The organism is Pseudomonas cerasi, assembly GCF_900074915.1.
In the GTDB taxonomy this organism is placed as follows: domain Bacteria; phylum Pseudomonadota; class Gammaproteobacteria; order Pseudomonadales; family Pseudomonadaceae; genus Aquipseudomonas; species Aquipseudomonas cerasi.
The window spans coordinates 5,358,312-5,383,231 of record NZ_LT222319.1; the positions used below are offsets into that span (position 1 = coordinate 5,358,312).

Consider the following 24,920-nt stretch of genomic DNA (forward strand, 5'->3'; position numbering starts at 1 on the left):
GCATTGCTGAAGTTGTTGTTTTTGTCCTTCGTAGCAGCTGCACGGCGGCTCTATGGGGTGCGGCGACCCTCCTCGCGCGACAGCGCAACCAGGCTGTCCAGGCGCGCAGCCTGAAAAGCCAGCGCGGTTCCCTGCTGGAATACCTTGCGCGCCAGCCCGGTCAGCACGCTGCCGGGCGGCAATTCGATGTGCAGGCGCACACCCCGCTCCCAGGCGGTTTCCACGGTGCTGCGCCAGTCGATGACCCGACACATGTTGAACGCCAGGTCGTCACGCAGCTTCTCGGCATTGCGCACAGGTCGCGCCGTGCTGCCGCTCAGGTAACGTATCCTGGGTGCCGTTAGCGCGACCGTTGAAAAGGCCTCGGCCAGTTGTTGCGCGGGAGCGTCCAGCAAGGCGCAATGTGACGGCACGCTGACCGCAAGACGCTTGACCGCTGCTGCTCCGGCAGCCTTGGCCAGTTGACCGACCAGATGCATCGCCTCGGCACTGCCGGAGATCACCATCTGGTTGTCGGCGTTGATATTGGCGAGAAATACCGGTGTCTTCGCGCTGTGTACCTGCGCGATCAGCGCTTCTACCTGCGTCTGGTCCAGACCGATTAGTGCGGTCATGCCGTAACCCTGCGGCCAGGCGCCTTGCATCAGCTCGCCACGCAGCGCGACCAGGCGCACGGCGTCGTCAAAAGCCAGCGCCCCCGAAATCACCGCAGCCGGATAAGCGCCGATGGACAGCCCTGCCAGGTAGTCCGGCACACACTCACGCGCCTGCAGCACGCGCGCGCATGCGACGCCAGCGATCAGCAGGCAAAGCTGAACGGCACGGGTGGCTTGCAGTGCCTCGGCAGTGTCCAGCGCCAGAACGTCTTCGCCCAGCGCATCGGCCGCCTCCTGCAGGCAGTCGCGCACCGCAGCATCGTCCGGCAGCTGATGCAGCATGCCGGCTTGCTGCGCGCCCTGGCCGGGAAATACCCACAGGCTGCTCATGCGCACACCTGCCCCAGGTGCCATGGGTCTGCAACCAGCCGCGCGCCGCTGGCGGTCTTGAGCAGCACCCGCCCCGTTGGCCGCGCCCACTCACGCAGCGCCACGGCACCGTGTTCAAGTTGCAGCTGAACGTCGACCCGACAGACCGAGGTTTCCAGCGCCTCGACCAGCTCGGCGGCGCAGCGGCGACTCAGGCGCCCCGGGGTGCGCAAAATCAGGTCCAGATCGCTGTCCTGATGCAACGCCGCAATACCGCTGGCCAGCTCGAATCCGGCACTGCCGCCGACGCCCCAGTCCAGCTCCAGCGCCTCCATGACCGGACGGATCTGGCGCAACGCCTGCAACGCCGGCCATTGCTGAAGGCTCTCGGTCGGGGCTTCGATCAACTGCTCGGGCATGACCCTTCGGCAGACGTCGGCCAACGGCATGCTTGCGGCATAGCGTTGCTCCCGACCGCGACCGCGCAAACCCACCGCCACCTGCCCGGCGGGCATTGCCTGACGCCGGACCACCACCGGTTGCCCGGCCAGCACGGCCTCGACCGCCCATTTGGGCGCGTCGTCCGGCAACGCAGACAGCGGCATGCCCCACAACAAATCATGGGGCAGCACTGCGCCAGTGTTGCTGATCACCATTGCGCTCGCAGCAACTGACGCACATTGGCCGACGCCGCACGGTTGCTCGCACCCAGCCGGCTGCTCAGATCGACGCCGCGGGCCTGCACGTCCTTGATCGCACTGCTCAGCACGTTGCGCACCTGAATCAGGTCATCTGCAGCGGGCTGTTCGATCTGGCTGACCGCCAGGGTTTCCCACAGCAGACCGAGACTGGCGTAACTGTCGATGTCGTAAGCCATCGGCGGGATGCTGGCGGCGAGCTTTTCCAGGTCCTCGACGCTGCGCAGGGTTACGCGGGCTGCCGAGGCTTTGCCCATCGCATGCACCATCACGCCGGGATCACGCAGCGCGATCAATCGATTGGCCTGATAGCCGTGGGCCAGGAATGCGCCGGACATGGCTTTGCCCACCAATAGACCGATCACCGGATGTCCCGCCAGACGCGCTCGCGCGTAACTGTCCACAGCTCCGGCCAATGCCTGATGGATACCGAGCGCCTCCTCGCGACGCCCGTAGGCCTGGCTCGGCACGTCGACGATGGCAATCAATGCACGTTTTTCGGCGCGGTCGCGATCCTGCTCGATGGCCTCGTCCACCGCCTTGGCCAGGCCCCAGCCTTCCAGCAGGCCGACTTCGCCCTGACGCGCCCGGGGAAAGCGGTTGTCGGTATCGGCAATCACTGCAACAAAACGCACCGCCTGCTCGCCGAGAAAACCGTCGGCGACCTTGAGTGAGGCAGGCAGGCCAGTGACTTCACGGGCGCCTGCGCTCAAGGCGTTGAACCAGTTCAAACCCCGCTGTGAATGACTCATGACCGGGCTCCTTGATAGAGGGTACGCACGCTTTGCGGATCAATTTGCGGCTCAGTGTCCAGGCTGGCCAGTCGCTGCAGGAACAGTGGGTACTGACTGCTGCGATGCGTGTCGGGCACGCCCTGTTTGAGCCAGCCGCTGACCTGCTGGCGGACATCGGCGACATCATCGGCAGCAAAACCATCCACCAGAGCGCTGGCAAAACGTTGCTCGCCACCGGTCAGGCTCCAGATGAACGGACGGTCGCGGGAGTCGTATTCTTCGATGCCGGCTTCCTGCTCGATCACCTGCGGACCGTTCAGGCCCAGACGTGCTTCCTGAGTCACCAGCAGGTAACTGCACAGCCCTGCGGCGATGGACATCCCGCCAAAGCAGCCGACGCTGCCTGCCACCACACCGATCACCGGCTGGTACTGACGCAGATCGACTATCGCGGCATGAATCTCGGCAATCGCGGCCAGGCCCAGATTGGCTTCCTGCAAACGCACACCACCGGTTTCCAGCAGCACGATCGCGGCGGTGGGAATGCCGTTGCGGTTGTCTTCGGCAGCCAGTTCCAGCGCACCGGCCATTTTCGCGCCGCCGACTTCGCCCATGCTGCCGCCCTGAAACGAGCCTTCGATGGCGGCGATGACCACTGGCCGACCATCGACAGTGCCTTTGGCGACCACCACGCCGTCATCCGCCTGAGGCACCACGCCCTGCATGGCCAGCCACGGCGACATGACCCGATCAAACGGCCCCAGCAGTTCGCGGAAGCTGCCTGCATCCAGCAAGGCGCGGGCGCGCTGTCGGGCACCCAATTCGATGAAACTGTGCTGATTCAGCAAACGTGCGCTATCAGTCATGACCGATCTCCTCGAAGCCTTGCTCCAGGCGCAAACGCACGACGCCGGGCGTCGCGCCGAAGTCATGAATATCGATGCTCAGCGCAGGCGGGGTCTGCCCCTCGAACATGCGCTCGAACAGGTGTTGCCAGCGCAGCGAGGCACCGTTGACCGACGTCACCACCTGAATCGACAAGGTGCCCGGTTTACCGGGTTCCAGCAGCACCTCCAGATCACCGGAGCCCACCACACCCACCAGCGCACGGCCCTTGGGCGGCTGTCCGGCAGGAAATTCAAAAGACAGGGTTTCCATTTCAGGCACTCCTCGAAACAGGGCCGAGCGCAGGCTCAAGGCCATCGATGAACAGGCAGGCAGCCAGCAGATCCGCCGCGCCACCGGGCGAAGCATTGAGGGCCAGCAAGTGCTGATCAAGCTCGTTCAGTGCGCGGCGGCCCGCCAGACTGGCGCTGCCTCCGGCGTCGAGCACGCGCTGTGCCCCGTGCTGCATGGCATTCAGCCCTTCGATGCCGGCGCGATGCAGCACACAGGTGTCGTCCAGCGTAGTCATGATCGCCAACAGCGCATCCAACCGAGCGTTCTGCTCGCCGCTGCCTGCCGCACGGCTGCGTTGCAGTTGTGGCAAGGCGAACAGCCTGACCGCCGGGAACCCTTGCTGCGCCTGCTCTCTGGCGCCCATGACGCCGTAACGACGAACTACCTGATCACCGTGGCTACTCTGCGTGAGCACCTGGCGGTCGTTGATCTGGGCCAAAGCGGCAGCGCGCGCGCAGATGGCATCGGGCGCACAATCCCGAGCCTCCAGCGCGGCAGCGGTCACCAGCAGACCCAGCGCCCAGATCGCGCCGCGATGCGTATTCACCCCGCTGGTGGTGCGCAGCATGGTGGCTTCGCCTTCACGGCCAAGCCTGCCCAGTGCCTCACGCAATGGCCGGTCCACAACAGCGAACTGCGTGGCGGCGTCAGCCATCAACTTGAAAGTCGGCCACAATGACAGCGCCGAGGAATGCATCAGCCCCAGGTGCAAATCGCTGTGCGCGCCGCTGCCACGCCGGTCCACCAGGGCCGGTTTGGGCGACAGGTCGGCTTCGTCGATCAAGGCGTCGACGGCCAGATCGGCCAGTCGTACTGCCAGCGAGGCCGATTGCGGTGCCAATTGAAGTGCGCTCATTACCAGCTCCTGAATTTGGCAGGCGGGTTGTAGAGGCCACCGGACCACTGAACCAGGTCGGCAATGCTCTTGGCGGCGAGCAGTTCACGACTGGCGTCGGTGCGGCGAATGCCGAGGTCTTCGGGCAGCGCGATCAGCCCTTCACGGCGCATGCGCGCGGTGTCCTTGGGGTTGTGGCGCAAACCGATCACAGTCACGCCCGCCACTGCCGCGATCATCGCCTGGCGTTCCTCAAGGCTGCGCGCCTTGTAGAGATAGGCGATGCCTTCTTCGGTCAGCAGGTGGGTCACGTCGTCGCCGTAGATCATGATCGGCGCCAGCGGCATGCCGCTTTTCTTCGCCACTTCAACCGCGTCCAGGGTTTCGACGAAGGTCGGTTTGCCGCCTTCCTGAAACGTTTCGACCATCTGCACTACCAACTTCTTGCCGCGCTCCAGGTAGGCAGCCGGGCCGTCATCCTGCTGCTGACGCATATCGAGCCAGGCGGGCGTGGCGTGACGCCGGCCGCGTGGGTCATGGCCCATGTTCGGCGCGCCACCAAAGCCGGCCAGACGACCACGGGTGACTGTCGAGGAATGCCCGTCGCCATCGACCTGCAGGGTTGCGCCGATGAACAGGTCCACGGCGTATTGCCCGGCCAGCTGGCAGAGCTGGCGGTTGGAACGCAGCGAGCCATCGCGTCCGGTGAAGAACACATCCGGGCGGGCAGCAATGTAGTTCTCCATGCCCAGCTCGGTGCCGAAACAATGCACGCTCTCGACCCAGCCGCTTTCGATGGCCGGGATCAATGTCGGGTGCGGATTGAGTGTCCAGTTGCGGCAGATCTTGCCCTTCAGGCCCAGCGACTCGCCGTAGGTCGGCAGAATCAGCTCAATGGCGGCGGTATTGAAACCGATGCCGTGGTTCAGCGACTGGACATTGTGTTTCTCGTAGATGCCACGAATCGCCATCATTGCCATCAGCACATGCACCGGCTTGATGTGGCGCGGGTCGCGGGTGAACAGCGGCTCGATGTAGAACGGCTTGTCGGCGACCACCACAAAGTCGACCCACGAGGCCGGGATATCCACCCGTGGCAGCTCGCTGACGTCATCGACCAGCTGATTGACCTGGACGATAACGATGCCGTCGCTGAATGCCGCCGGTTCGATGAGTGCGGGGGTGTCTTCGGTACTGGGCCCGGTGTAGATGTTGCCGGCGCGGTCGGCCATGAAGCCTGCCGCCAGCACCACGTTGGGGATGAGGTCCACCACCAGCCGTGAATAGAGTTCGATGTAGGTGTGGATCGCGCCGATTTCCAGCAGGCCGTCTTCCAGCAACTGACTGATGCGCAGGCTTTGCGTACCGGCAAACGAGAAGTCCAGCTTGCGCGCGATGCCCTGTTCGAACAGGTCAAGGTGCTCGGCGCGGCCGACGCTCGGCATGATCATGTGCAGGTCATGCACCTTGCCCGGATCGACTTTGGCCAGCGCGCGGGAGAGAAAGTCCGCCTGCTTCTGATTGTTGCCTTCAAGCACCACGCGGTCGCCGGAAACCAGCAGGGCCTCCAGCGCGGCGACGATATTGCCGGTCGGCAACACCACACCATCGGCCAACGCCCGCACTTGCTCCAGACGCCGCTGCTTCTCGCTGCGACGACGTGTCCAGCGTGCGTCGGGGGAAGTTGTTGTTGTCATGATCGCTCCACGATTTTGCTGTCGTCGGCCACCTTAGGAGCCAGGGTGTGTAAAAACGTCACGAGCGAAGGCAAGACAAGGCAAAAACAGGCGAAAACGGCCGGGGTCGCGACCGACTCTAGGTGTTCTAAATGAGCATTTTTCGCCTGTTTTTAACGCAGTATTGCCAAGCGCAGTAGTTTTTACACAGCCTGGAGCGATAGCGGTCGGGCATCAATCAAGCAGCGCGTCGAATCATTACGGCTGGAGTAACGATGGGGAAACGGACGTTTCGCCGGGTGCGTCGTCGCGCATGCAACATGCTCGAAACGCCCGGCTGGTAATTGCGTAGGACCGGTCTTTAAAGGGCCCGGGGTGCTATCGGAATCCGTGTTTGCGCCTAGCCTTGAGGTTTTCCGTAACCCAGAGGCAGTAGCGCGATGTCATTTATAGTCAGGGAAGGCGATCTCACTACCACCGGCGGCTTCGTGCTGGCCGCATCGGCAAGCGAAGTCATCGAACTGCGTCGTGTGGCGCGCATGGGCGACCCGGTGTGGTGCCCGGCCTGCAGGCAGATTGGCTTCATCGCCCAGGGAAACCCCACCTACATCGACGAACTTGTGGCGGTCGCTACTCAGGGTCATGAGGTGCAGTGTGGCTGCGCACCCGGCAGCAACACGCTGACCACCTCGCAGGAGCACGTCCGGGCCGACATGGACGCGACCGTCGCCATCCCCGAAGAACTGGCCTCGACAGCGCGACTCTATGCCGAACATCTGGCGCGCTCATTGAGAGACGGCAGCTATACGCCCGAAGTACTCAAGCCTCTTTCGCAGCCATGTTGAGTTGCGAATCTCGTGCCCATGCTCCGTAGTCAGCATGCACATGCTTTGTGGGAGTGAGCTTGCTCACGAATGCGCTGGTTTAAACGCCCTGCTTTCGGGGTCTGTACCGGCCCCTTCGCGAGCAAGCCCGCTCCCACATGACTTGCGTTTCAACTATAGCGCCAAGGCTCCGTATAGGTATGCCCATCACGGATGGGCGTTGGTCTCGAGCAAGTGATGCAGTTCCATGAACTGCTGCGTCAGTTTGTGCCGTGGGTCGAGGTGGATCAGCGGCAGGTTGGCCTGATGCGACTCGCGCATTTTTACCGAGGCGTTGAGATAGACCGGCAGCACCGGCAGGCCTTCGGCAATCAGTTCGTCGAGCATCTGCTGCGGCAGGCTGGCTCTGGGCTGGAACTGGTTGACGATGATGCCTTCAACCTGAAGATCTTCGTTGTGGTCCTCTTTCAACTCCTCGATCTCGCGCATCAGCCCATACAGCGCCTGTCGCGAGAAGCTATCGCAGTCGAAAGGGATCAGCACCCGATCAGAGGCGATCAACGCCGAAACCGCATAAAAATTCAGGGCTGGCGGCGTATCCAGATAGATACGCTCGTAATCTTCACTCAACTCGTCGAGCAATTTACGCAGCTTGTTGATCTTGTGCTTGGCCTCAAGCTTGGGCTGCAGGTCAGCAAGCTCTGCAGTCGCCGTGATCACGTGCAGGTTGTCGAACGGTGTTTCGTAGATATCGACATGGTTCTTTTTGGCGACCGGTGAGCCGGACAGCGTGTTCTTGAAGAACTCGGCAATCCCCATCGGAATGTCCTGACCGGTCAGGCCGGTGAGGTACTGAGTCGAGTTGGCCTGGGCATCGAGATCGATCAATAACGTCCGATAGCCTTCGTGAGCGCTGACTGCAGCCAGATTGCAGGCGATGCTCGATTTGCCGACACCGCCCTTCTGATTGAATACCACGCGACGCATGCTTTGGATTCCTTGAAAGATGAAGAAACAGCAGGAGTGGCCGATAACGACCGTAAGAGGAAATCGAGTCTAGACAGTGCATGTGACAACGGTGAGCTTAACGCAAAACAGTTGCCGGCCGGTTGTCATACAGAAAAACGACTTCAACCTTAAAATACACGCCTGTAAACGGTTTTTATGTAACAAATTTGCTAGTAATGAGCCCCATCAGGATAATGCGCGCACTCGGTCAATTACCGCACCCAGGCTGATATCGACCTGATATCGATGTAGCGAGAAACAAGCCCGCAGGGGCGGGAAGAGAAGCCTTGATCACCTTCAACATTGCACGATGGCAAGCCTGGGCGCCGGGCCTGGCGAGCGCGGAAGACTGGCAGCGATGGAGCCTCGATCCGACGCTGCTGGAAACCAGTGATGCAGCGCCAGACGTGTCTTTTCTTCCTGCGATGCAACGCCGCCGCCTGGGCCGCATGGCGAGAATGGCGTTTGCCGTCGGCTGGCCATTGACTGAAGGGCTGGAGCGCGTCCCGCTGGTGTTTGTCTCGCGCCACGGAGAAACGCCAAGGACCTTTGAAATCCTGCGTGATCTGGCCGCCAACGAGCCACTTTCACCGACCCAGTTCAGCCTTTCAGTGCATAACGCCATCATTGGTCTGTGGTCGATCATGCGCGGTGAAACAAGTGAGATGACAGCCCTGGCCGCCACAGGCGACGGGCTGGAGTATGGAGCATTCGAGGCCGCAGCGTTGCTGGCCGAGGGAGCAGAAGCAGTATTGCTTGTGGTGACTGAAGAACAGCCGCCGCAAGCCTATGCCCAATGGATTGATGACGTGCCCTTTCCCTACGCGGTCGGCTTGCTGCTGACGCCGGGGAATGAGTGGCAACTGTCTCTGAACACCGATACGCAAGGCACCAAGCGCACTCAGTGGCCCCATGCCCTGAACCTGCTGCGGGCCTTGCACACTGATCAATCCGTCTGCCTGCACCCTTGGAATAACCGGTTATGGAACTGGCAACGCAGTCACTGAAAAAAGGTCGGGACGCCTATTACTGGCGTCTGCTGGCAACAGGCATCAGCTTTGCCCTGTTCGGGTTGAGCGGTTTATGCCTGCGGTTGTTCGTTTTTCCAGTATTGAGTTGCCTGCCTGGCAGTGTGGCCAGCCATCAGCGCCGCGCGCGGCGGACCATCAGCCGCCTGTTCTGGCTGTTCATCCGCATCATGGCGCGCATGCGGGTGCTGACCTATGACGTGCAAGGCGCCGAAAAGCTTGGTCGCCCAGGGCAGATGATCATCGCCAACCACCCGTCACTGATCGATGTCGTGTTTCTGATCGGGCTGGTGCGTGACGCCAACTGCGTGGTCAAACGCAGCCTGTGGGAGAACCCGTTCACCCGCGGCCCTGTGCGCTCCACCGGTTACATCAGCAACGACGGCAGCATGGACATGCTCGACGCCGCCGTAGAGCGCCTGCAAAGCGGCCAGACACTGATCATTTTTCCGGAAGGCACGCGCACCCAGCCAGGCCAGCCGCCGGTCTTTCACCGCGGCGCGGCCGCCATTGCGCTGCGTGGCGCAAGCGTCATCACCCCGGTGACGATCAAGGTCCAGCCGACCACCCTGACCAAGGCCGAGCCCTGGTATCGCATTCCGCAACGCCGCGTGCACTTCACTTTGCGCGTCGGTGCCGATATAGAACCAACCGCCTTCAGTGCGCTAGGCCCACCGCCCCTGGCGTCCCGCAAGCTCAACGATTACCTGCATGACTATTTCACCAAGGAGCTCGCCTCAGATGAGCGATCTGCACCAGGACATTAAATTGTTGATCATCGATGCCCTGGGCCTCGAAGACATCACCCCGGAAGATATCGGCAACGATATGACGCTGTTTGGCGAAGGACTGGGACTGGACTCGGTGGATGCGCTCGAATTGGGCCTGGCCATCCAGAAGCGTTATGGCATCAGGATCGATGCCGATGCAAAGGACACCCGTAACCATTTCGCCAGCGTCGACAGCCTTGCGGCCTTCGTCAGCGCCAGACAACCGGCCTGAGAATTGAACATGCAAACCCGTGAAGACATCTTCGAAATCCTGCGCACCGCAATGGTGGAACTGTTCGAACTGGAGCCTGAGCGAGTCACGCTTGAAGCCAACCTGTATCAGGACCTGGAAATCGACAGCATCGATGCCGTGGACCTGATTGATCACATCAAACGCAAGACCGGCAAAAAGATTGCGGCTGAAGAGTTCAAGTCGGTGAGGACCGTGAATGACGTGGTAGAGGCCGTCTACAAACTGGTCAACACCGCCGAATGAAGCGGCTGATTGGCCTGATTCTGGTGCTGGCCGGCGTGCTCTATCCATTCGCCGTCTATTGGGGGACCGAGCATTTCGCCCCTTGGCAGTTCGCGCTGCTGCTGGGCAGCCTGTGGCTGGCGCGCGCCCTGACCGGAGAGCGCAGGCAAGGCAGCCTGGCGATGGCGATTGTAGCGCTGGTCTTTTGCGCGGTGCTCGGCGCCCTCGACAGTCACATGATGCTGCGCTGGTACCCGGTACTGGTCAGCACCTTTATGCTCGGCCTGTTCGGCTCAAGCCTGGTCTACGGCCCGCCGATCGTGGAAAAGATGGCGCGCCTGAACCGTCCCGATCTGCCTGAGGCGGGTATCCGCTATACACGTAAAGTCACGCAGATTTGGTGCCTGTTCTTTCTCGTCAACGGCCTCACGTCAGCCATCCTGACACTGTGGGCACCGTTGTCATGGTGGACGCTGTACACCGGCCTGATTTCCTACGGCCTGATGGGCGTGTTATTCGCTGTTGAATGGATCGTCCGCCCACCCTCAGCGGGCGGCAAATGAAATGGATCGCATGAACTGGTTGAACCTGGAACACCTGCTGCTCGATGCGCTGCCCGACCGGCTGCTGACGCTGGCCCCGACCCTCGACCACGCGCAGTTTCGTGATCAGGCGCTCGGCGTGGCTGCGGGGCTGAACGCGCGCGGCATCACACGCCTTGCAGTGCACCTCGAGGATGCCGCCGACCTGGCCATTGCGTTGTTCGCGGCCTGGCGCGCAGGTGTGCACGTGTTGCTGCCCGCCGACTTGCAGGGCCAGACCCGCGAGCGCTGGGCGAATCAAGTCGACCTGTGGCTGACTGACCTGCCGGGTGACACCCACCTGAGCGACCTGCATGCCGCGCCTCTCCCCGCGGCAGCGCTGGACCTCGACCAGTGCCGGCTGAGCCTGTGCACCTCCGGCTCCAGCGGCGAGCCCAAACTGATCGAAAAACACCTGCGGCAACTGGCCAACGAAGTCTGCGGGCTGGAACAGCTGTGGGGCGCGGAGCTCGGCGCGGCATGCATGATCGGCAGCGTGGCGACGCAACATATTTACGGGCTGCTGTTTCGTTTGCTCTGGCCGCTGTGCGCGGCACGCCCGTTCGTGCGCCGTCAGTTGCCGTTCGCCGAAGACCTGCAACGCGCCAGCCGTGAATACCCGTCATTCGCCTGGGTCGCCAGCCCTGCGCTGCTCAAGCGCATGGGCGACAATCTCGACTGGCCGGGTCTTGCCGCCGTGCGCCGGGTGTTCTCTTCCGGCGGCGCATTGCCGGCCGAAGCCGCACAGAGCCTGCAGCAACGCCTCGGTCAGTGGCCGACGGAAATTCTCGGCAGCTCGGAAACCGGCGGCATCGCCTGGCGTCAGGGCGGGCAACGCTGGCAGGCCTTCGACGGCGTAGAGCTAAGTCAGGATGCGCAAGGGGCGCTGCGCATCAGCTCGCCCTATCTGCCGCCCGGCCATGTCGAGCAGACCGCCGATGCGGCGCTGATCGGTGCAGACGGGCGCTTCGAACTGCTGGGCAGGCTCGACCGCATCGTCAAACTCGAAGAGAAGCGCGTGTCCTTGCCGCTGATCGAGCAGGCCCTCGCGGCTCACCCGTGGGTGAGTGAAGCGCGCCTTGGCGTGGTGCAGGCAAACCGTGCCTCGCTGGGCGCGCTGCTGGTGCTGAGCGACGCGGGCTTGCTGGTCCTGCGCAATCAGGGCCGTCGGGCGCTCACCGAAGCCTTGCGGCAGTACCTGCAACCGCACTGCGAAACCATCGCCCTGCCGCGTCGCTGGCGTCTGCTGCGGCAGATGCCGCTCAACGCCCAGGGCAAGCTGCCTCAGGCAGAGGTCGAGGCGCTGCTGCTGGCGCCAAGCTCGAAACAGCCGGAAGTGCTTGAGCAACAGAACGTCGAAGGCGAGCTGCACCTGCAATTGAGCGTCCCGCCCGATCTGGCGTTTTTCAGCGGCCACTTTCCCAAGGCGCCGATTTTGCCGGGCGTGGTGCAAGTCGACTGGGCGATCAGCCTGGGCCAGCGACTGCTCGACCTGCCATGCGGATTTGCCGGCATGGAGGTGCTCAAATTTCAGCAACTGGTGCGTCCCGGTGATCGCCTCACGCTGACACTGCGCTTCGATGCGACACGCTCCAAGCTGCACTTCGCCTTTCGCAACGCCGACAACGCGCCCTGCTCCAGTGGCCGCATCCTCCTGGAGGACGACCATGCATAAGCCTTGCGTGATCATTCCGGTGTTTGACCACGAGCTGGCCGTGCCCAACGTGGTCAAGGCCGTGCGCAACGCCGGGTTGCCGTGCATTCTGGTGGACGATGCCAGCAGTCCGGCCTGCGAAGCCGTGTTACAGCAGTTGGCGCAGGGTGAGGCTATCCACCTGCTGCGCCTGCCGGTCAATCAGGGCAAGGGCGGCGCGGTAATGGCCGGCTTTCGCGAGGCGATCCGGCTGGGTTTCAGCCATGCGTTGCAGGTCGATGCCGATGGCCAGCATGATCTGAGTGATATTCCGGTGTTTCTGGAGCAGTCGCGCCAGCACCCGGATGCGCTGATCTGCGGTTATCCGCAGTTTGACGAGAGCGTGCCCAAAGGCCGTCTGTATGCACGCTACCTGACCCACGTCTGGGTGTGGATCAATACCTTGTCGTTGCACATTCGCGATTCCATGTGCGGCTTTCGCCTCTATCCACTGGCCCCGGTCCTGGCGCTGATCGACAGCGTGCAGATCGGCAGACGCATGGATTTTGACTCGGAAATGCTTGTGCGCCTATCCTGGCGCGGCCAGCCGATGCGCTGGCTGCCGACCCGCGTTCATTACCCGCAGGACGGCCTGTCGCATTTCCGCCTGTTTCATGACAACGCCCTGATTTCGAAAATGCACGCCAAGCTGTTCTTCGGCATGCTACTACGCCTGCCAATGCTCCTGTGGCGACGGTGGCGGCCATGAGCATCGACAAGTCGCCCAAGGAGCATTGGGCCAGTCATCAGGAGCGCGGCAGCTTCATGCTCATGAAACTCACCGCCTGGGGCATGCGGGTGCTCGGTCGGCGCCTGCTCAGCCCGGTGCTGTATGGCATCGTCCTGTATTTCTTTGTCTTCGGCCGACGTGCCCGGCACAGCATCTGGCAATACCAGCAGCACCTGGCGGACTGGAGCGGCAAACCCGAACTGCGGCCCAGCCAGCGCCGGGTGTTCGGGCAGTTCATGGCATTCGCCGATGCCTTGCTCGACAAGCTCGACGTGTGGAACGGCAGGCTGGGCATCGATCAGATCGAGATCGTCGACCAGGCCTTGCTGCGCCAGAACCTGCGTGGCCAACGCGGACAGATGCTGGTCGGTGCGCACCTGGGCAACCTTGAAGTGTGCCGAGCGCTGGCCGAACTCGGCGAAAAGGTCACCATGAACGTGCTGGTGCACACCAAACATGCCGAACGCTTCAATCGCCTGCTCGGTGAAGCCGGCGCGACCCATCTGCGCCTGATTCAGGTCAGCGAGCTGGACCCGGCCATCATGCTGCAATTAAGCCAGCGTCTGGACGAAGGCGAGTGGCTGGCCATCGCCGGTGACCGCGTCGCGCTGCATGGCGGGCGCAATGTGCAGGTCGACTTTCTCGGTCAGCCGGCCAACTTCCCGCAAGGCCCCTGGCTGCTGGCCGGGCTGCTCAAGTGCCCGGTCAACCTGTTCTTCTGCCTCAAGGGTGCGAAGGGCTATCGGGTGATTCTCGAACCGTTCGCCGACGCCATCGAGTGGCGGCGCAGCGACCGTGCCCAGGTCATCGAGCAGTGGGCCACGTGTTATGCCGAGCGTCTTGGGCACTATTGCCTGGAAGCGCCGCAGCAGTGGTTCAATTTCTACCCATTCTGGAAGTCTGCCGATGAATCAGGCTCATGAGCTGATCGCGCTCGGCGGTCATGTGCTGCGTTGTAAAATCAGCGCGGATCGCCACAGGAGGTTACATGCGCAGTAAGGGTTTCCTGCACATCGACACTCAAATCGTCGTGCCGTTTTTCGACGTCGACATGATGAACATCGTCTGGCACGGGCACTACGTGAAGTACCTCGAAGTGGCGCGCTGCGCGCTGCTCGATCATATCGGCCATAACTACATGCAGATGCTCGAATCCGGTTATGGTTGGCCGGTGATCGATCTGCAATTGCGCTATGTGCGCAGCGCCGTGTTCGGTCAGACACTGAACGTGCGCGCCAGTCTGGTGGAGTGGGAGAACCGTCTGAAGATCAATTACCTGATCACCGATGCACAAACCGATGAGCGTCTGACCCGCGCCAGCACTGTGCAGGTCGCCGTCGACAGCCAGAGCCGGGAAATGCAACTGGCCTCGCCGCAGGTGTTCATCGATGCCGTCAAAACTGCCCTTGAGAGCACAATAGAGAGCGCCTCGCCATGAACCGCCCGCTTCGTACCTTGATTCTGCTGGGTCTGCTGTGCCTTTCTTCTCTGGCGCAGGCGTTCGATCTGCAACAACTGAGCGATCAGCTCGCCAAGCCTGCCGTGGTGCAGGGTCGTTTCGTTCAGGAAAAACACCTGCGCGCCCTGCCGCAACCGCTGCTCAGCAAGGGCCGCTTCGTGCTCGCCAGGGATTTCGGGCTGCTCTGGCTGCTGGAAACACCGCTCAAACAGGATTACCGCATCAATGCCGACGGTATTGCCCGTCGTGAAGCCGATGGCAATGTCAGCACCTGGAAGCCGGTGCCGAACAAGAACGCCGGCGCCGAGCAGAACCGTCTGTTCCTGGCGGTCTTGCAAGGCGACAGCAGCGGCCTGCAGCGGGATTTCGACTTGCAGCTCAAGGGCGAGGCGAATGCCTGGCACCTCACCCTGACGCCGCGTTCGATGCTGCTGCAACAAGTGTTCAAACATATCAACATCGACGGTGGCGAACTGGTGCAGCGTATCGAGCTGCTGGAAACCCAGGGCGACAGCACGGTCCTGAAAATGATCGACAGCAGCAGTGCCCCGACCCTGACCGATGCGCAGCGTAATGACTTCAAAGACTGAGCGGCTGTTGCCGCGACTGTTCCTGCTGATTCTGGCGGGCGTACTGGCGCTCGCGGGCTGGCAGTGGCACGACCGCTCGCCGCTGTCGGCCAACCTGATGGAGCTGGTGCCGGGCACCGATAACGACGAACTGGTCGTGAGCGCCGAAAAGCGCATGCAGGAACCGCTCAACCGCGAAATGCTGGTGCTGGTGGGCCACAGCGATCGGCAGAAGGCTGTCGAACTGGCACGCAATCTGGCTGAACAATGGCAGTCGACCGGCCTGTTCGAGAAGGTCCAGTGGTCGCTGCAGGCCGATCTGCCCGCGTTGCGCACCCAGTTGCTGCAAGGGCGCATCGCCATGCTGCCGACAGCGGACCGCACACTGCTGATCGACGACCCGAAAACCTTCATCGAACAGCGCGTACAGACGCTGTTCGACCCGTTTGCCGGGTTCAGCCTGGTGCCTGGCCAGGATGACTGGCTGGGGCTGACCGGACGTATCCAGAACGGCCTGCCGAAGCAGGGCTCGGTCGAGGCGGACCTGGCCAGTGGCGCGCTGGTGGCTAGCGCCGAGGGCAAAAGCTGGGTACTGCTGCGTTCGCGAACCCGAACCGATGCCTTCGACATGCACCTGCCCGGCCAGGTCGCGGACCTGCTGGCGCAAGCGCGGGTGCAGGCCAGTCAGGCGGGTGGTCAATTGCTCGCGGCCAGCGGGCTGCTTTACGCTGCCGACGGGCAGAAGCAGGCCAGCCGGGAAATCACCTGGGTCGGCGGTGGCGCAACGGTCGGTATCCTGTTGTTGCTGTTACTCGCCTTCCGCCGCTGGAGCGTGCTGCTGGCATTCGTGCCGGTGGTGGTCGGCATGCTCTTCGCGCGGTGGCCTGCGTTGCGATATTCGGCAGCATGCACGTCATGACGCTGGTGCTGGGCTCGAGCCTGATCGGGGTGGCGGTGGATTACCCGCTGCATTACCTGTCCAAGAGCTGGAGCCTCAAACCCTGGCGCAGCTGGCCCGCCTTGCGCCTGACCCTGCCGGGCCTGAGCCTGAGCCTGATCACCAGTTGCATCGGCTACCTGGCGCTGGCCTGGACGCCGTTCCCGGCACTCACGCAAATTGCGGTGTTCTCGGCGGCCGGCCTGATCGGCGCCTACCTGACGGCGGTGTGCCTGCTGCCCGCGCTGCTCGTAAAAGTCGAGATCAGCCCTGCCCAGTGGCCGCTGAAACTGGCGCAATTGATGCTCGATTGCCGCGCCGCCTTGCTGCTGCGCATCAGCACACCGATCCTGCTGGTGCTGCTGTTGGTCTTCTGTGGCGGCGGACTCTGGCACCTGACCACCAAGAACGATATCCGCCAATGGGTGGCAGCACCTCAGGCGTTGACCGATGAAGCCCAGGCCATCGCACGGATCACCGGTTATCAGCCCACCAGCCAGTTTTTTCTGGTGCGCGGCAAGGACCAACAGCAGTTGCTGGATCGGCAGTCCGAACTGACCCAACGGCTCGACCAACTGGTCAGCATGGACAAGCTGCAAGGCTACATGGCGCTCAACCAGTTGCTGGATTCGCCTGCCGAGCAGCAACTGACCCGTGATGCACTGGGCAAATTGCCGCAACACTGGGAGCCACTGGTACAGCTTGGCGTTCCGGCCAACGCACTGAAAACCGAACTCGCGCAATTGCAGGCACTGCCAACGCAAGACATTGATCAGGCGCTTCAAGGCCCGCTCAGCGAACCGTGGCGCACGCTCTGGCTGGGCGCCAGCGAAGATGCCGAAGGCGACGCTCAGGTAGCCAGCATCGTCAGCCTGCGTGGCATGAACAGCATGGCGTTGCTGCGCGTGCAGGCCATCGGACTGGAGGGCGTGCAACTGGTCGACCGCCTGGGTGAGCTCAACGAGGTGTTTGCCCACACGCAGATCAGCGCAGCGGAATTGAAGCTGGCATCGTGCGTACTGATCGTCCTGCTGCTGATCGCTCCGTTTGGCTTCGGCGGTGCGTTGCGCATCGTCGCCCTGCCCCTGCTGGCGGCCCTGTGCAGCCTCGCCAGCCTGGGCTGGCTCGGTCAGCCGCTGACTCTGTTCAGCCTGTTCGGCCTGTTGCTGGTCACGGCGATCAGCGTCGATTACGCCATCCTGATGCGCGAGCAGATAGGCGGCGCGGCAGTCAGCCTGCTGGGCACGCTGCTGGCAGCGGTCACCACCTGGCTGTCGTTCGGCCTGCTGGCCGTTTCCAGCACCCCGGCGATCAGCAACTTCGGCCTGTCGGTCAGTCTGGGGCTGGCGTTCAGCTTCCTGCTGGCGCCCTGGGCCAGCCCGCGTAAAGCGCTTCATTCGCCAGCCAATGCTGAAGGGCCACACGCATGAGTCTTGCAGCGTTGTCGTCACTCCCAGCCACCGCCCAACCGAAAAGGAATACCTGTGCCCATCACTGATAGGGAAATTCGTCAGGTCGTCATCATCGGTGCCGGCCCGGCCGGTTCAATAGCGGCTGCCCTGCTCAAACGCCAGGGCCATGACGTGCTGATCATCGAGCGCCAGCTGTTTCCGCGCTTCTCCATCGGTGAAAGCCTGCTGTGCCACTGCCTGGACTTCGTCGAAGAAGCCGGGATGCTGGAGGCCGTGCAGGCCGCCGGTTTCCAGCCCAAAAATGGCGCAGCCTTCGCGCGTGGCGAGCAATACAGCGATTTCGACTTCAGCGATACGTTCAGCAACGGCAAGCCGACGACCTTTCAGGTGCAGCGCAGCGAGTTCGACAAACTGCTCGCCGATCAGGCTGCGCTGCAAGGCGTGGACATCCGCTATCAGGAAGAGATCGTCAGCGCCGACTTCGATGGTCCGCAGCCGGTTTTGCGTGTGAGGCGTGAGGACGGCAGCGAATACAGCGTGCAGGCCAGCTTCGTACTCGACGCCAGCGGCTATGGCCGTGTGCTGCCGCGCTTGCTGGATCTGGAAGCGCCGTCGGGTTTTCCGGTGCGCCAGGCGGTGTTCACCCATATCGAAGACCGCATCGAAAGCCCGCCCTTCGACCGCCGCAAGATTCTCGTCAGCATCCATCCGCAGCACAGCGATGTGTGGTTCTGGTCGATCCCGTTCAGCGAAGGCCGCTGTTCGATAGGCGTGGTCGCCTCGGCTGAACGCTTCAAGGACAAGCCCGAGGATCTGGATGCCTGCCTGCGCGCCTTTATCGATGAAACACCGCAACTGACCAGCGTGCTGAAAAACGCAGTCTGGGATACGCCAGCGAGAACCATCGGCGGCTACTCGGCCAACGTCAAGACCCTGCACGGCAAAGGCTTTGCGCTGCTGGGCAATGCGGCGGAATTCCTCGACCCGGTGTTTTCGTCAGGTGTGACCATCGCCATGTGTTCGGCGAGCATGGCGGCTGGCGTGCTGAGCCGCCAGTTGCAGGGCGAAAACGTGGATTGGGAAAGCGAGTTCGCGGTGCCATTGAAACGTGGCGTCGACACCTTTCGTGCCTATGTCGAGGGCTGGTATGACGGTACGTTCCAGAGCGTGATTTTCTACCCTGGCAGCGCTCCGGACATCCGCCGCATGATCAGCTCGATTCTGGCCGGTTATGCCTGGGACGAACGCAATCCGTTTGTCAGCGAGCCCAAGCGCCGCCTGCGCACACTTTCGGAAATCTGCGCGGACGGTGGTTCATGAGTCGACCGTTCCTGAGTGACAGTTATGTCGAGGAAACCCGCTTCGGCCTGTGGTTTCTGCGCAGCAACATCTGGCAGTACCGCGTGCTGCGCGTGGCGATAGACGACTTGCACAGCCTGTTCGCCAGCCCGCCGCCGGTTGCGCCGGTGTTGCTCGACGCCGGGTGCGGGCAAGGCCGCTCGTTCCAGCATCTGAACAAGGTTTTTCAGCCGTCCAGGCTCATCGGTGTCGACGCCGATCCGCACAGCCTCGAGATGAGTCGCGAAGAGGCGCGGGCCAGAGGCGTAGAGGTCGAGCTGATCGGCAGCGACTGCGCAGCTCTGCCAGTACCCGACGCCAGCGTCGATTTGCTGTTCTGCCACCAGACTTTCCATCATCTGGTGGAGCAGGAACAAGCGCTGGCCGAGTTTTACCGGGTACTCAAACCGGGCGGCTACCTGCTGTTCGCCGAGTCGACCGAGGCGTACATCGACACCTGGGTAATTCGCTGGCTGTTCCGCCACCCGATGCATGTTCAGAAAAGCGCGGCGCAGTATCTGCAGATGATCCGCGACCAGGGTTTCGAGTTCGATGCACCGAATGTTTCGTACCCTTACCTGTGGTGGAGCCGCGCCAGGGACTTCGGCCTGCTCGAAGTCTTGAAACTGCAAAAGCCCAGGCCGTTCGGGCAACGTGAGGAAACGCTGGTCAATGTCGTGGCCCGCAAACCCCTGGAAGTGGAAGCATCATGATTCGCATACTGTTTTTAGCCTTCCTGCTGCTCGGCGGCTGTGCGGCACAAGCCCCGCTGCCGACCAGCGCACCGACCATGTAATTGCCGATGCAGCTGCACATCGAGCGTCGCCAGGCCGATCAGCATCAGGACTGGTTACTGATCATCCAGCGCGAAAACGGCGGATTGCGCTGGTCGATGATGGACCCGCTGGGCATTCCCCAGGCGCGCCAGTTGCTGATCGACGGCAAATGGCAAGCCGACGGTTTGCTGCCGCCCAATCCCGAAGCCCGCGAGCTGTTCGCTGCGCTGATGTTCGCCATGACCCCGGACCTGGAAATGCATGGCCGCTACCCGACGGCTTACCGCCAGGGCATGCAGCGACGCCTGGACGATCGCTGGCTGGTCGAATATCAGTCGGCCAACGCATTCACTATGGAGTCATGGTTCAGCATCGAAATGCTCAACAGCGATCGCTATATCCATACGTTCAACCTGGTCGACATCGACCCACAGTGCGGTGAACTGGACTACATCGTCGGCGAACCAAGGTACATGAGCAACGAATACGTGATGAACAACAACTTCGCATTTGGCGGCGTGAACACCTCGCTGATCTTCAGGCGTTGGCACTAAGCGTGTTATCTGGGACGCCTGTCGTTCCTCATGCTCCAGTCCACACACTTATCGTTCCCACTCTCCGGCGTGGGAATGCAGTTCTGGTCGCTCTGCGTCCGATCTTTAGGTATCAACATGCCTACAAGAGAGGGCTGCTGCCCGCAGGACGTTCGGGAGGTTACGACCGGCTGAGAAGCGGCCCGGCCATGCCTGATGCACCGCATACACCGGTCTTGCTGCCGGTTCCCGGCAGATCGCGAGCAAGCTCGCTCCCACGGCCTGCGGCCAGAATCTCAACCATCGTACGGCGCTCTGCGTCGCATGCCGTTCTGGACGCTCTGCGTCCTATCATCAGTACCTTTGAATCACCCCACATTGCGCGTTAACAGCTCGGTGAACGCCTTGGCCATGGGCGATTGTTCGTCCTTGCGTTGCACCAGCCACACCGCGCTGGTTGCGCCGGGGTCGAGGACGTTGCGGTAGACCACGCCGTCGATGCGCATTCGCCGGTAGGACGCAGGCAGTACGGTGACGCCCAATCCTGCTGCAACCAGGCCGATGATGGTCATCACTTCGCCCGCTTCCTGGGTGATCAGCGGGCTGAACCCTGCGGCGCGCGCCAGGCTCAGGACTTGCGCGTAGATGCCGCTGCCGTAGGTGCGCGGGAAGAACACGAACGGCTCGGCGGCCAACGCTGCCATGTAGATCCCCTCCTCGCTTTCTGCCGCCAGAGGATGGTCGGCACGCATGATCGCCACCAGCGGTTCACTGAGCAATTCGAACACCACCAATGAATCGGGCAATGCCAGCGGGCGCATGATGCCGACCTGAATGGTTTTGTCCTCAAGACCTGCCGCCACTTCCTGACTGGTGATCTCGGTCAGGGTCAGGTGCACGTCCGGGTAGGACTGGCGGAAAGCAAAAATCGCCTGCGGAATGCTCGACGTAAACGGCGCAGATGAGGTAAAGCCGATTTTCAGCTCGCCGATCTCACCCAGTTGCGCACGCCGCGCCACGTCAGTGGCCTTGTCGACCTGCGCCAGCACCAGCCGTGCTTCGTCGAGAAACAGCCGCCCGGATTCGCTCAACTCGACGCGCCGGTTGGTGCGCTCGAACAAGCGCGTGCCCAGTTCCTGCTCCAGCGTCTGAATCTGCTGGCTGAGCGGCGGTTGCGAAATACCCAGCGCCTGCGCGGCGCGGCCAAAATGCAGCTCTTCGGCAACCGCGATGAAGTAACGCAGATGACGCAATTCCATGCGGCCTCCATTAAGTCGTTTTACCTATCAAACAGGTCGAACAATATATTGGATGGAATGATTAGCGAGCTATATGATTTTTTCATCGCCTGCTCAATCATGCCCTGAGGTCTTTGTGAACCCTGCCGTCGCCCCGCCCACCCCAGACCTGAACACCCCGTCCGTACAGTCGTCGACACTGCCCGGCGATACCTACATCGAAAAGAACACGCCGCTTTTCAAACGTACTGCACTGGCGCTGTTCGCTGGCGGGTTTTCGACCTTTACCCTGCTGTACTGCGTTCAGCCGATGATGCCGACGCTGTCCAGCGAGTTCTCCCTGACGGCAGCACAAAGCAGCCTGATCCTGTCCGTCGCCACGGCAATGCTCGCCATCGGCCTGCTGATCACCGGGCCGATATCCGATCGGCTGGGGCGCAAGCCGGTGATGGTCATGGCGCTGTTCTGTGCGTCGCTGTTCACCATCGCCAGCGCCTTGATGCCCAGCTGGGAGGGCGTACTGATTACCCGCGCCCTGGTAGGCCTGTCACTGAGCGGCCTCGCGGCGGTGGCCATGACCTACCTGAGCGAGGAGATCCACCCCACCCATCTGGGTCTGGCGATGGGCCTGTATATCGGCGGCAGCGCCGTCGGTGGTATGAGCGGAAGGCTGATCGTCGGGGTGATGATCGACTATGTCAGCTGGCACGCGGCAATGCTGGTAGTTGGCGGGCTGGCGCTGATCGCCGCAGCGGTGTTCTGGAGGATCCTGCCGGCCTCGCGCAACTTCCGCCCGCGCTCGCTGCACCCTCGCAGTCTGCTCGACGGGTTTGTGGTGCAGTTTCGCGATGCAGGCTTGCCGCTGCTGTTTCTGACCGGCTTTCTGCTGATGGGCGCATTCGTCACGCTGTTCAACTACATCGCCTACCGCTTTCTGAGCGCACCCTACAACCTGAGCCAGGCCGTGGTCGGGGTGTTTTCCGTGGTGTACCTGTCGGGCATCTACAGCTCGGCAAAGATCGGCTCGCTGGCTGACCGCCTTGGCCGCCGACAGGTGCTCTGGGCCGTGATCGTGATGATGCTGGCCGGCCTGCTGCTGACCCTGTTCACCCCGCTGCCGCTGGTGATCGTCGGCGTACTGATCTTCACTTTCGGCTTCTTCGGCGCACATTCGGTGGCCAGCAGCTGGGTCGGACGCAGGGCCACCACCGCCAGAGGCCAGGCCGCGTCCCTGTACCTGTTCTGTTACTACGCAGGCTCGAGCGTAGCCGGAACCGGCGGCGGCGTGTTCTGGCACTACGCGGGATGGAACGGCATCGGGCTGTTTATCGGCGTGTTGCTGCTGATCGCCCTTGGTGTGGCGTTGAGGTTGGCAAGGTTGCAGCCGCTGGGGGCGAAGGTTTAGTCACACATCGGGCGATGGCGCATAGAGTTAGCCAAGGTACACTGGCGCATCCGCCAGTTCTGGTAAAGGAAACCGACATGCGCCTCGACCACCTCCACCTGCAGAATTTTCGTTGCTACGAAGATGCTCATTTCGACTTCCAGCCGGGATTCAATCTGGTGGTGGGGTTAATGGCAGTGGGAAGACGTCGTTGTTGCTGGGGGTGGCGGGATGCTTCGGGAATCTACTTGGGAGCATTGGCGTCCATCAACCATCGATAGCCGAGTCCGATGTTCGGTTCGAGTTAGTAAAGTTCGAAGACAGGATTCGTTTTGAGCGCAGCTATCCTCTCGTGTTGACTGCCCAAGGTGGGGCGTTTGAACATCAGGAATGGCACGTATCGCTAGAACGCAACAGTCTTCAGACAAATTTTAGCGCGCTGAACAGTCTCGTATTTTCGGAAAATCTGATCAGCATCGACGGTGCTACTCACGGGGATTTGCCTGTATTCGCCGTCTATCAAGCCAATCGGCGCTGGCTGACGATGAGTGTAACCGCTGAGCATGCTGCACAGAGCAAACCATCAAGACTGGATGCCTACACCTCTTGGTTCGATGCCGCTTCCAACTTGAAAAACTTCGAGACCTGGTTCATCGGCAAGACACTGGAGCGCTTTCAAAGGCTATCCCGAGCAGGTTCTTCCAGCGTTTTCAACGACGAACTGACCTGGATAAACTCAGCCATCCAATGCGCACTACCCGACGCCACCGGAATAGAGTACGACATGGAGCTACGTGCGTTGGTAGTCGAAATGGATGACCGAAAAATCCCGTTCAACGACCTGAGCGACGGGCAACGCGGAATGGTCGCACTCTTCGCCGATATTGCTCGCCGTATCTGCCTGCTAAATCCGCACATGGGGAAGGATGTTCTAAGCAAGACAAACGGCATCATCGTGATTGATGAACTGGACATCCACCTGCACCCCGGCTGGCAACGCACCATTGCACCCGCGCTGAAAAAAGCATTTCCCAGCGTCCAGTTCATCGCAGCCAGCCACTCGCCACAGGTCATCGGCAGCTTACAGCCGGGCGAGGTCATCCTGCTGAATAACCATGACGGCTCTCACCCAAAAGCAACCTACGGCCTGGACTCCAGCAGCATTCTGGAAGAAGTCATGGGCGTGCCTCAGCGTGAGCCCGAAATTGAAGAGTTGCTCGATCAGCTATTCAGCACTCTGGAAAACAACGAGCTTGAAAAAGCCAGGTCGCAGCTTGATGCACTGAAGAAGAAGGCGCCCGATCTACCAGAGTTCGCGGGTGCCGAGGCGCTGCTCAAGCGCAAGGAGATCATTGGACGATGAGACGCATCATCAAAGGAACTGAGCCTGCGTCATTCACCGAATGGAAAGCCAGCGCAAACGAAGACTGGACGCCCACCTATCCAGCCTTGCAGAAACCGCAAAAACGCGACTTGCATGACGGGCTGTTGCGAGAGCAGAACTTCTCATGCTGCTATTGCGGCGGAGCGATAGATCTTTGTAGCAGCCACATAGAGCATTTCAGGCCGCAGGAGCACTACCTCCCACTTGCACTTGAATACAGCAATCTCCATGCGTCCTGTCTGCGTGACAAGAAAGCAGGTGGTGAGTTGCACTGCGGTCACTACAAAGGCAACTGGTTCGATGAGGACCTGCACATTTCTCCGACAGAGGACGATTGCGAACAGCGCTTCCGTTACTTGCTGACAGGGAAAATCCAGAGCACGTCCTACACCGACCTTCCCGCCACGACAATGATCGAAAAGCTCGCACTCGATATCGCGTATCTGACCAAAAGACGTCAGGAGGCCATCACGGGTGTGTTCGATGAACAATTCATATCCAGCGCCAGTGATGCGGAACTCGCTAACCTCGTAGACAGCCTGCGCTCGGGCACCGCTAATACCTCTATTGCTTTCGGCCATGTCGTTGCGCGCTATGCGGAGCAATTGCTGACGCAGCGGTAGGTCGCGCCTCAGCACCGCCCCCATTAGCGAGACACGACCCAAAAAAGAAAATTATTTTCATATATTTGTTT

Annotated in this window: 25 protein-coding genes and 3 pseudogenes; 18 read left to right on the plus strand and 10 right to left on the minus strand. The window is 61.6% G+C overall.

Annotation, left to right across the window (positions count from 1 at the left end; translation table 11 throughout):
* Positions 1-50: 50 nt before the first annotated feature.
* From mdcH to mdcA, 7 genes are read right to left on the minus strand one after another with little or no spacing between them, the layout of a single operon-like run.
* Positions 51-986, minus strand: a complete 936-nt coding sequence (gene mdcH / locus PCPL58_RS26220) for a malonate decarboxylase subunit epsilon (protein WP_065350809.1) — start codon at positions 984-986, stop codon at positions 51-53.
* On the minus strand, positions 983-1,621 hold the full coding sequence (locus tag PCPL58_RS26225; RefSeq protein ID WP_003432096.1) for a malonate decarboxylase holo-ACP synthase: 639 nt from the start codon (positions 1,619-1,621) through the stop codon (positions 983-985). Before PCPL58_RS26225 ends, mdcH begins: the two co-directional genes overlap by 4 nt.
* Positions 1,615-2,415 carry a biotin-independent malonate decarboxylase subunit gamma gene (mdcE, locus tag PCPL58_RS26230; protein WP_044308705.1) on the minus strand — a complete coding sequence of 267 codons (801 nt, stop codon included), beginning with the start codon at positions 2,413-2,415 and terminating at the stop codon, positions 1,615-1,617. The genes PCPL58_RS26225 and mdcE overlap by 7 nt, the downstream gene beginning before the upstream one ends.
* Positions 2,412-3,263, minus strand: coding sequence for a biotin-independent malonate decarboxylase subunit beta (locus tag PCPL58_RS26235; RefSeq protein ID WP_065350810.1), 852 nt, complete (start codon positions 3,261-3,263; stop codon positions 2,412-2,414). The genes mdcE and PCPL58_RS26235 overlap by 4 nt, the downstream gene beginning before the upstream one ends.
* Entirely contained in the window at positions 3,256-3,555 is a 300-nt protein-coding gene (locus PCPL58_RS26240) for a malonate decarboxylase subunit delta (protein WP_003414308.1), read from the minus strand. Before PCPL58_RS26240 ends, PCPL58_RS26235 begins: the two co-directional genes overlap by 8 nt.
* 1 nt (position 3,556) lies before the next feature.
* Positions 3,557-4,432 (minus strand): triphosphoribosyl-dephospho-CoA synthase, encoded by an 876-nt coding sequence (locus PCPL58_RS26245; RefSeq protein WP_065350811.1) that lies wholly within the window; start codon positions 4,430-4,432, stop codon positions 3,557-3,559.
* The gene (mdcA, locus tag PCPL58_RS26250; RefSeq protein WP_065350812.1) at positions 4,432-6,108 is read right to left on the minus strand and encodes a malonate decarboxylase subunit alpha; all 1,677 of its coding nucleotides are present in this window, start codon (positions 6,106-6,108) and stop codon (positions 4,432-4,434) included. Before mdcA ends, PCPL58_RS26245 begins: the two co-directional genes overlap by 1 nt.
* A gap of 419 nt (positions 6,109-6,527) precedes the next feature.
* On the opposite strand from mdcA, the gene PCPL58_RS26255 reads away from it, so the two are divergent.
* Positions 6,528-6,932 carry a PAAR domain-containing protein gene (locus PCPL58_RS26255; RefSeq protein WP_065350813.1) on the plus strand — a complete coding sequence of 135 codons (405 nt, stop codon included), beginning with the start codon at positions 6,528-6,530 and terminating at the stop codon, positions 6,930-6,932.
* Between the two features lie 186 nt (positions 6,933-7,118).
* Here PCPL58_RS26255 and PCPL58_RS26260 read toward each other — a convergent pair whose 3' ends face one another.
* Positions 7,119-7,898, minus strand: a complete 780-nt coding sequence (locus PCPL58_RS26260) for a ParA family protein (RefSeq protein WP_003432106.1) — start codon at positions 7,896-7,898, stop codon at positions 7,119-7,121.
* 308 nt (positions 7,899-8,206) lie between these two features.
* Between PCPL58_RS26260 and PCPL58_RS26265 the strand changes: the two genes are divergently transcribed.
* The 14 genes and pseudogenes from PCPL58_RS26265 to PCPL58_RS31770 form a co-directional block, all read left to right on the plus strand.
* Positions 8,207-8,926: a beta-ketoacyl synthase chain length factor gene (locus PCPL58_RS26265; protein WP_003366073.1), complete on the plus strand. Its 720-nt coding sequence runs from the start codon at positions 8,207-8,209 to the stop codon at positions 8,924-8,926.
* A complete protein-coding gene (locus PCPL58_RS26270) occupies positions 8,902-9,714 on the plus strand; it encodes a lysophospholipid acyltransferase family protein (protein ID WP_044308707.1) in 813 nt (270 codons plus the stop codon). Before PCPL58_RS26265 ends, PCPL58_RS26270 begins: the two co-directional genes overlap by 25 nt.
* Positions 9,689-9,949 (plus strand): phosphopantetheine-binding protein, encoded by a 261-nt coding sequence (locus tag PCPL58_RS26275; RefSeq protein WP_003316688.1) that lies wholly within the window; start codon positions 9,689-9,691, stop codon positions 9,947-9,949. Before PCPL58_RS26270 ends, PCPL58_RS26275 begins: the two co-directional genes overlap by 26 nt.
* Before the next feature lie 9 nt (positions 9,950-9,958).
* Positions 9,959-10,213, plus strand: coding sequence for an acyl carrier protein (locus PCPL58_RS26280; protein WP_003432110.1), 255 nt, complete (start codon positions 9,959-9,961; stop codon positions 10,211-10,213).
* On the plus strand, positions 10,210-10,755 hold the full coding sequence (locus PCPL58_RS26285; RefSeq protein ID WP_065350814.1) for a COG4648 family protein: 546 nt from the start codon (positions 10,210-10,212) through the stop codon (positions 10,753-10,755). Before PCPL58_RS26280 ends, PCPL58_RS26285 begins: the two co-directional genes overlap by 4 nt.
* A gap of 10 nt (positions 10,756-10,765) precedes the next feature.
* Entirely contained in the window at positions 10,766-12,448 is a 1,683-nt protein-coding gene (locus PCPL58_RS26290) for an acyl-CoA synthetase family protein (protein WP_065351109.1), read from the plus strand.
* Complete coding sequence (locus PCPL58_RS26295; RefSeq protein WP_003366060.1) at positions 12,441-13,175, plus strand: glycosyltransferase family 2 protein; 735 nt, start codon at positions 12,441-12,443, stop codon at positions 13,173-13,175. The genes PCPL58_RS26290 and PCPL58_RS26295 overlap by 8 nt, the downstream gene beginning before the upstream one ends.
* Positions 13,172-14,119, plus strand: a complete 948-nt coding sequence (locus PCPL58_RS26300; RefSeq protein WP_003432116.1) for an LpxL/LpxP family acyltransferase — start codon at positions 13,172-13,174, stop codon at positions 14,117-14,119. Before PCPL58_RS26295 ends, PCPL58_RS26300 begins: the two co-directional genes overlap by 4 nt.
* A gap of 65 nt (positions 14,120-14,184) precedes the next feature.
* Positions 14,185-14,634, plus strand: a complete 450-nt coding sequence (locus PCPL58_RS26305; RefSeq protein WP_065350815.1) for an acyl-CoA thioesterase — start codon at positions 14,185-14,187, stop codon at positions 14,632-14,634.
* The gene (locus PCPL58_RS26310) at positions 14,631-15,245 is read left to right on the plus strand and encodes an outer membrane lipoprotein carrier protein LolA (RefSeq protein WP_065350816.1); all 615 of its coding nucleotides are present in this window, start codon (positions 14,631-14,633) and stop codon (positions 15,243-15,245) included. The genes PCPL58_RS26305 and PCPL58_RS26310 overlap by 4 nt, the downstream gene beginning before the upstream one ends.
* Positions 15,229-17,591: pseudogene (locus PCPL58_RS26315) on the plus strand (MMPL family transporter). Before PCPL58_RS26310 ends, PCPL58_RS26315 begins: the two are co-directional and overlap by 17 nt.
* Positions 17,592-17,645: 54 nt before the next feature.
* On the plus strand, positions 17,646-18,893 hold the full coding sequence (locus PCPL58_RS26320; protein ID WP_065350817.1) for an NAD(P)/FAD-dependent oxidoreductase: 1,248 nt from the start codon (positions 17,646-17,648) through the stop codon (positions 18,891-18,893).
* Positions 18,890-19,624 carry a class I SAM-dependent methyltransferase gene (locus PCPL58_RS26325; protein ID WP_058397756.1) on the plus strand — a complete coding sequence of 245 codons (735 nt, stop codon included), beginning with the start codon at positions 18,890-18,892 and terminating at the stop codon, positions 19,622-19,624. The genes PCPL58_RS26320 and PCPL58_RS26325 overlap by 4 nt, the downstream gene beginning before the upstream one ends.
* Positions 19,621-20,043, plus strand: a pseudogene (locus tag PCPL58_RS31770) (hypothetical protein); the annotation flags it as partial. The gene PCPL58_RS26325 and the pseudogene PCPL58_RS31770, both read left to right, overlap by 4 nt.
* Positions 20,044-20,588: 545 nt before the next feature.
* Here the strand turns inward: PCPL58_RS31770 and PCPL58_RS26335 are convergent.
* Positions 20,589-21,479 (minus strand): LysR family transcriptional regulator, encoded by an 891-nt coding sequence (locus tag PCPL58_RS26335; RefSeq protein WP_065350818.1) that lies wholly within the window; start codon positions 21,477-21,479, stop codon positions 20,589-20,591.
* A gap of 115 nt (positions 21,480-21,594) precedes the next feature.
* On the opposite strand from PCPL58_RS26335, the gene PCPL58_RS26340 reads away from it, so the two are divergent.
* Positions 21,595-22,863 (plus strand): MFS transporter, encoded by a 1,269-nt coding sequence (locus PCPL58_RS26340; protein WP_083188500.1) that lies wholly within the window; start codon positions 21,595-21,597, stop codon positions 22,861-22,863.
* On the opposite strand, the gene PCPL58_RS32365 is transcribed toward PCPL58_RS26340, so the two are convergent.
* Positions 22,860-22,994 (minus strand): hypothetical protein, encoded by a 135-nt coding sequence (locus PCPL58_RS32365; RefSeq protein ID WP_269453973.1) that lies wholly within the window; start codon positions 22,992-22,994, stop codon positions 22,860-22,862. The genes PCPL58_RS26340 and PCPL58_RS32365 overlap by 4 nt on opposite strands.
* Between PCPL58_RS32365 and PCPL58_RS26350 the strand changes: the two are divergent.
* Positions 22,941-24,205 (plus strand): annotated as a pseudogene (locus tag PCPL58_RS26350) (AAA family ATPase). The gene PCPL58_RS32365 and the pseudogene PCPL58_RS26350 sit on opposite strands and share 54 nt — an antisense overlap.
* A complete protein-coding gene (locus PCPL58_RS26355) occupies positions 24,202-24,849 on the plus strand; it encodes a retron system putative HNH endonuclease (protein ID WP_065350819.1) in 648 nt (215 codons plus the stop codon). The pseudogene PCPL58_RS26350 and the gene PCPL58_RS26355 overlap by 4 nt, the downstream one beginning before the upstream one ends.
* The last annotated feature ends 71 nt before the right edge of the window (positions 24,850-24,920 follow it).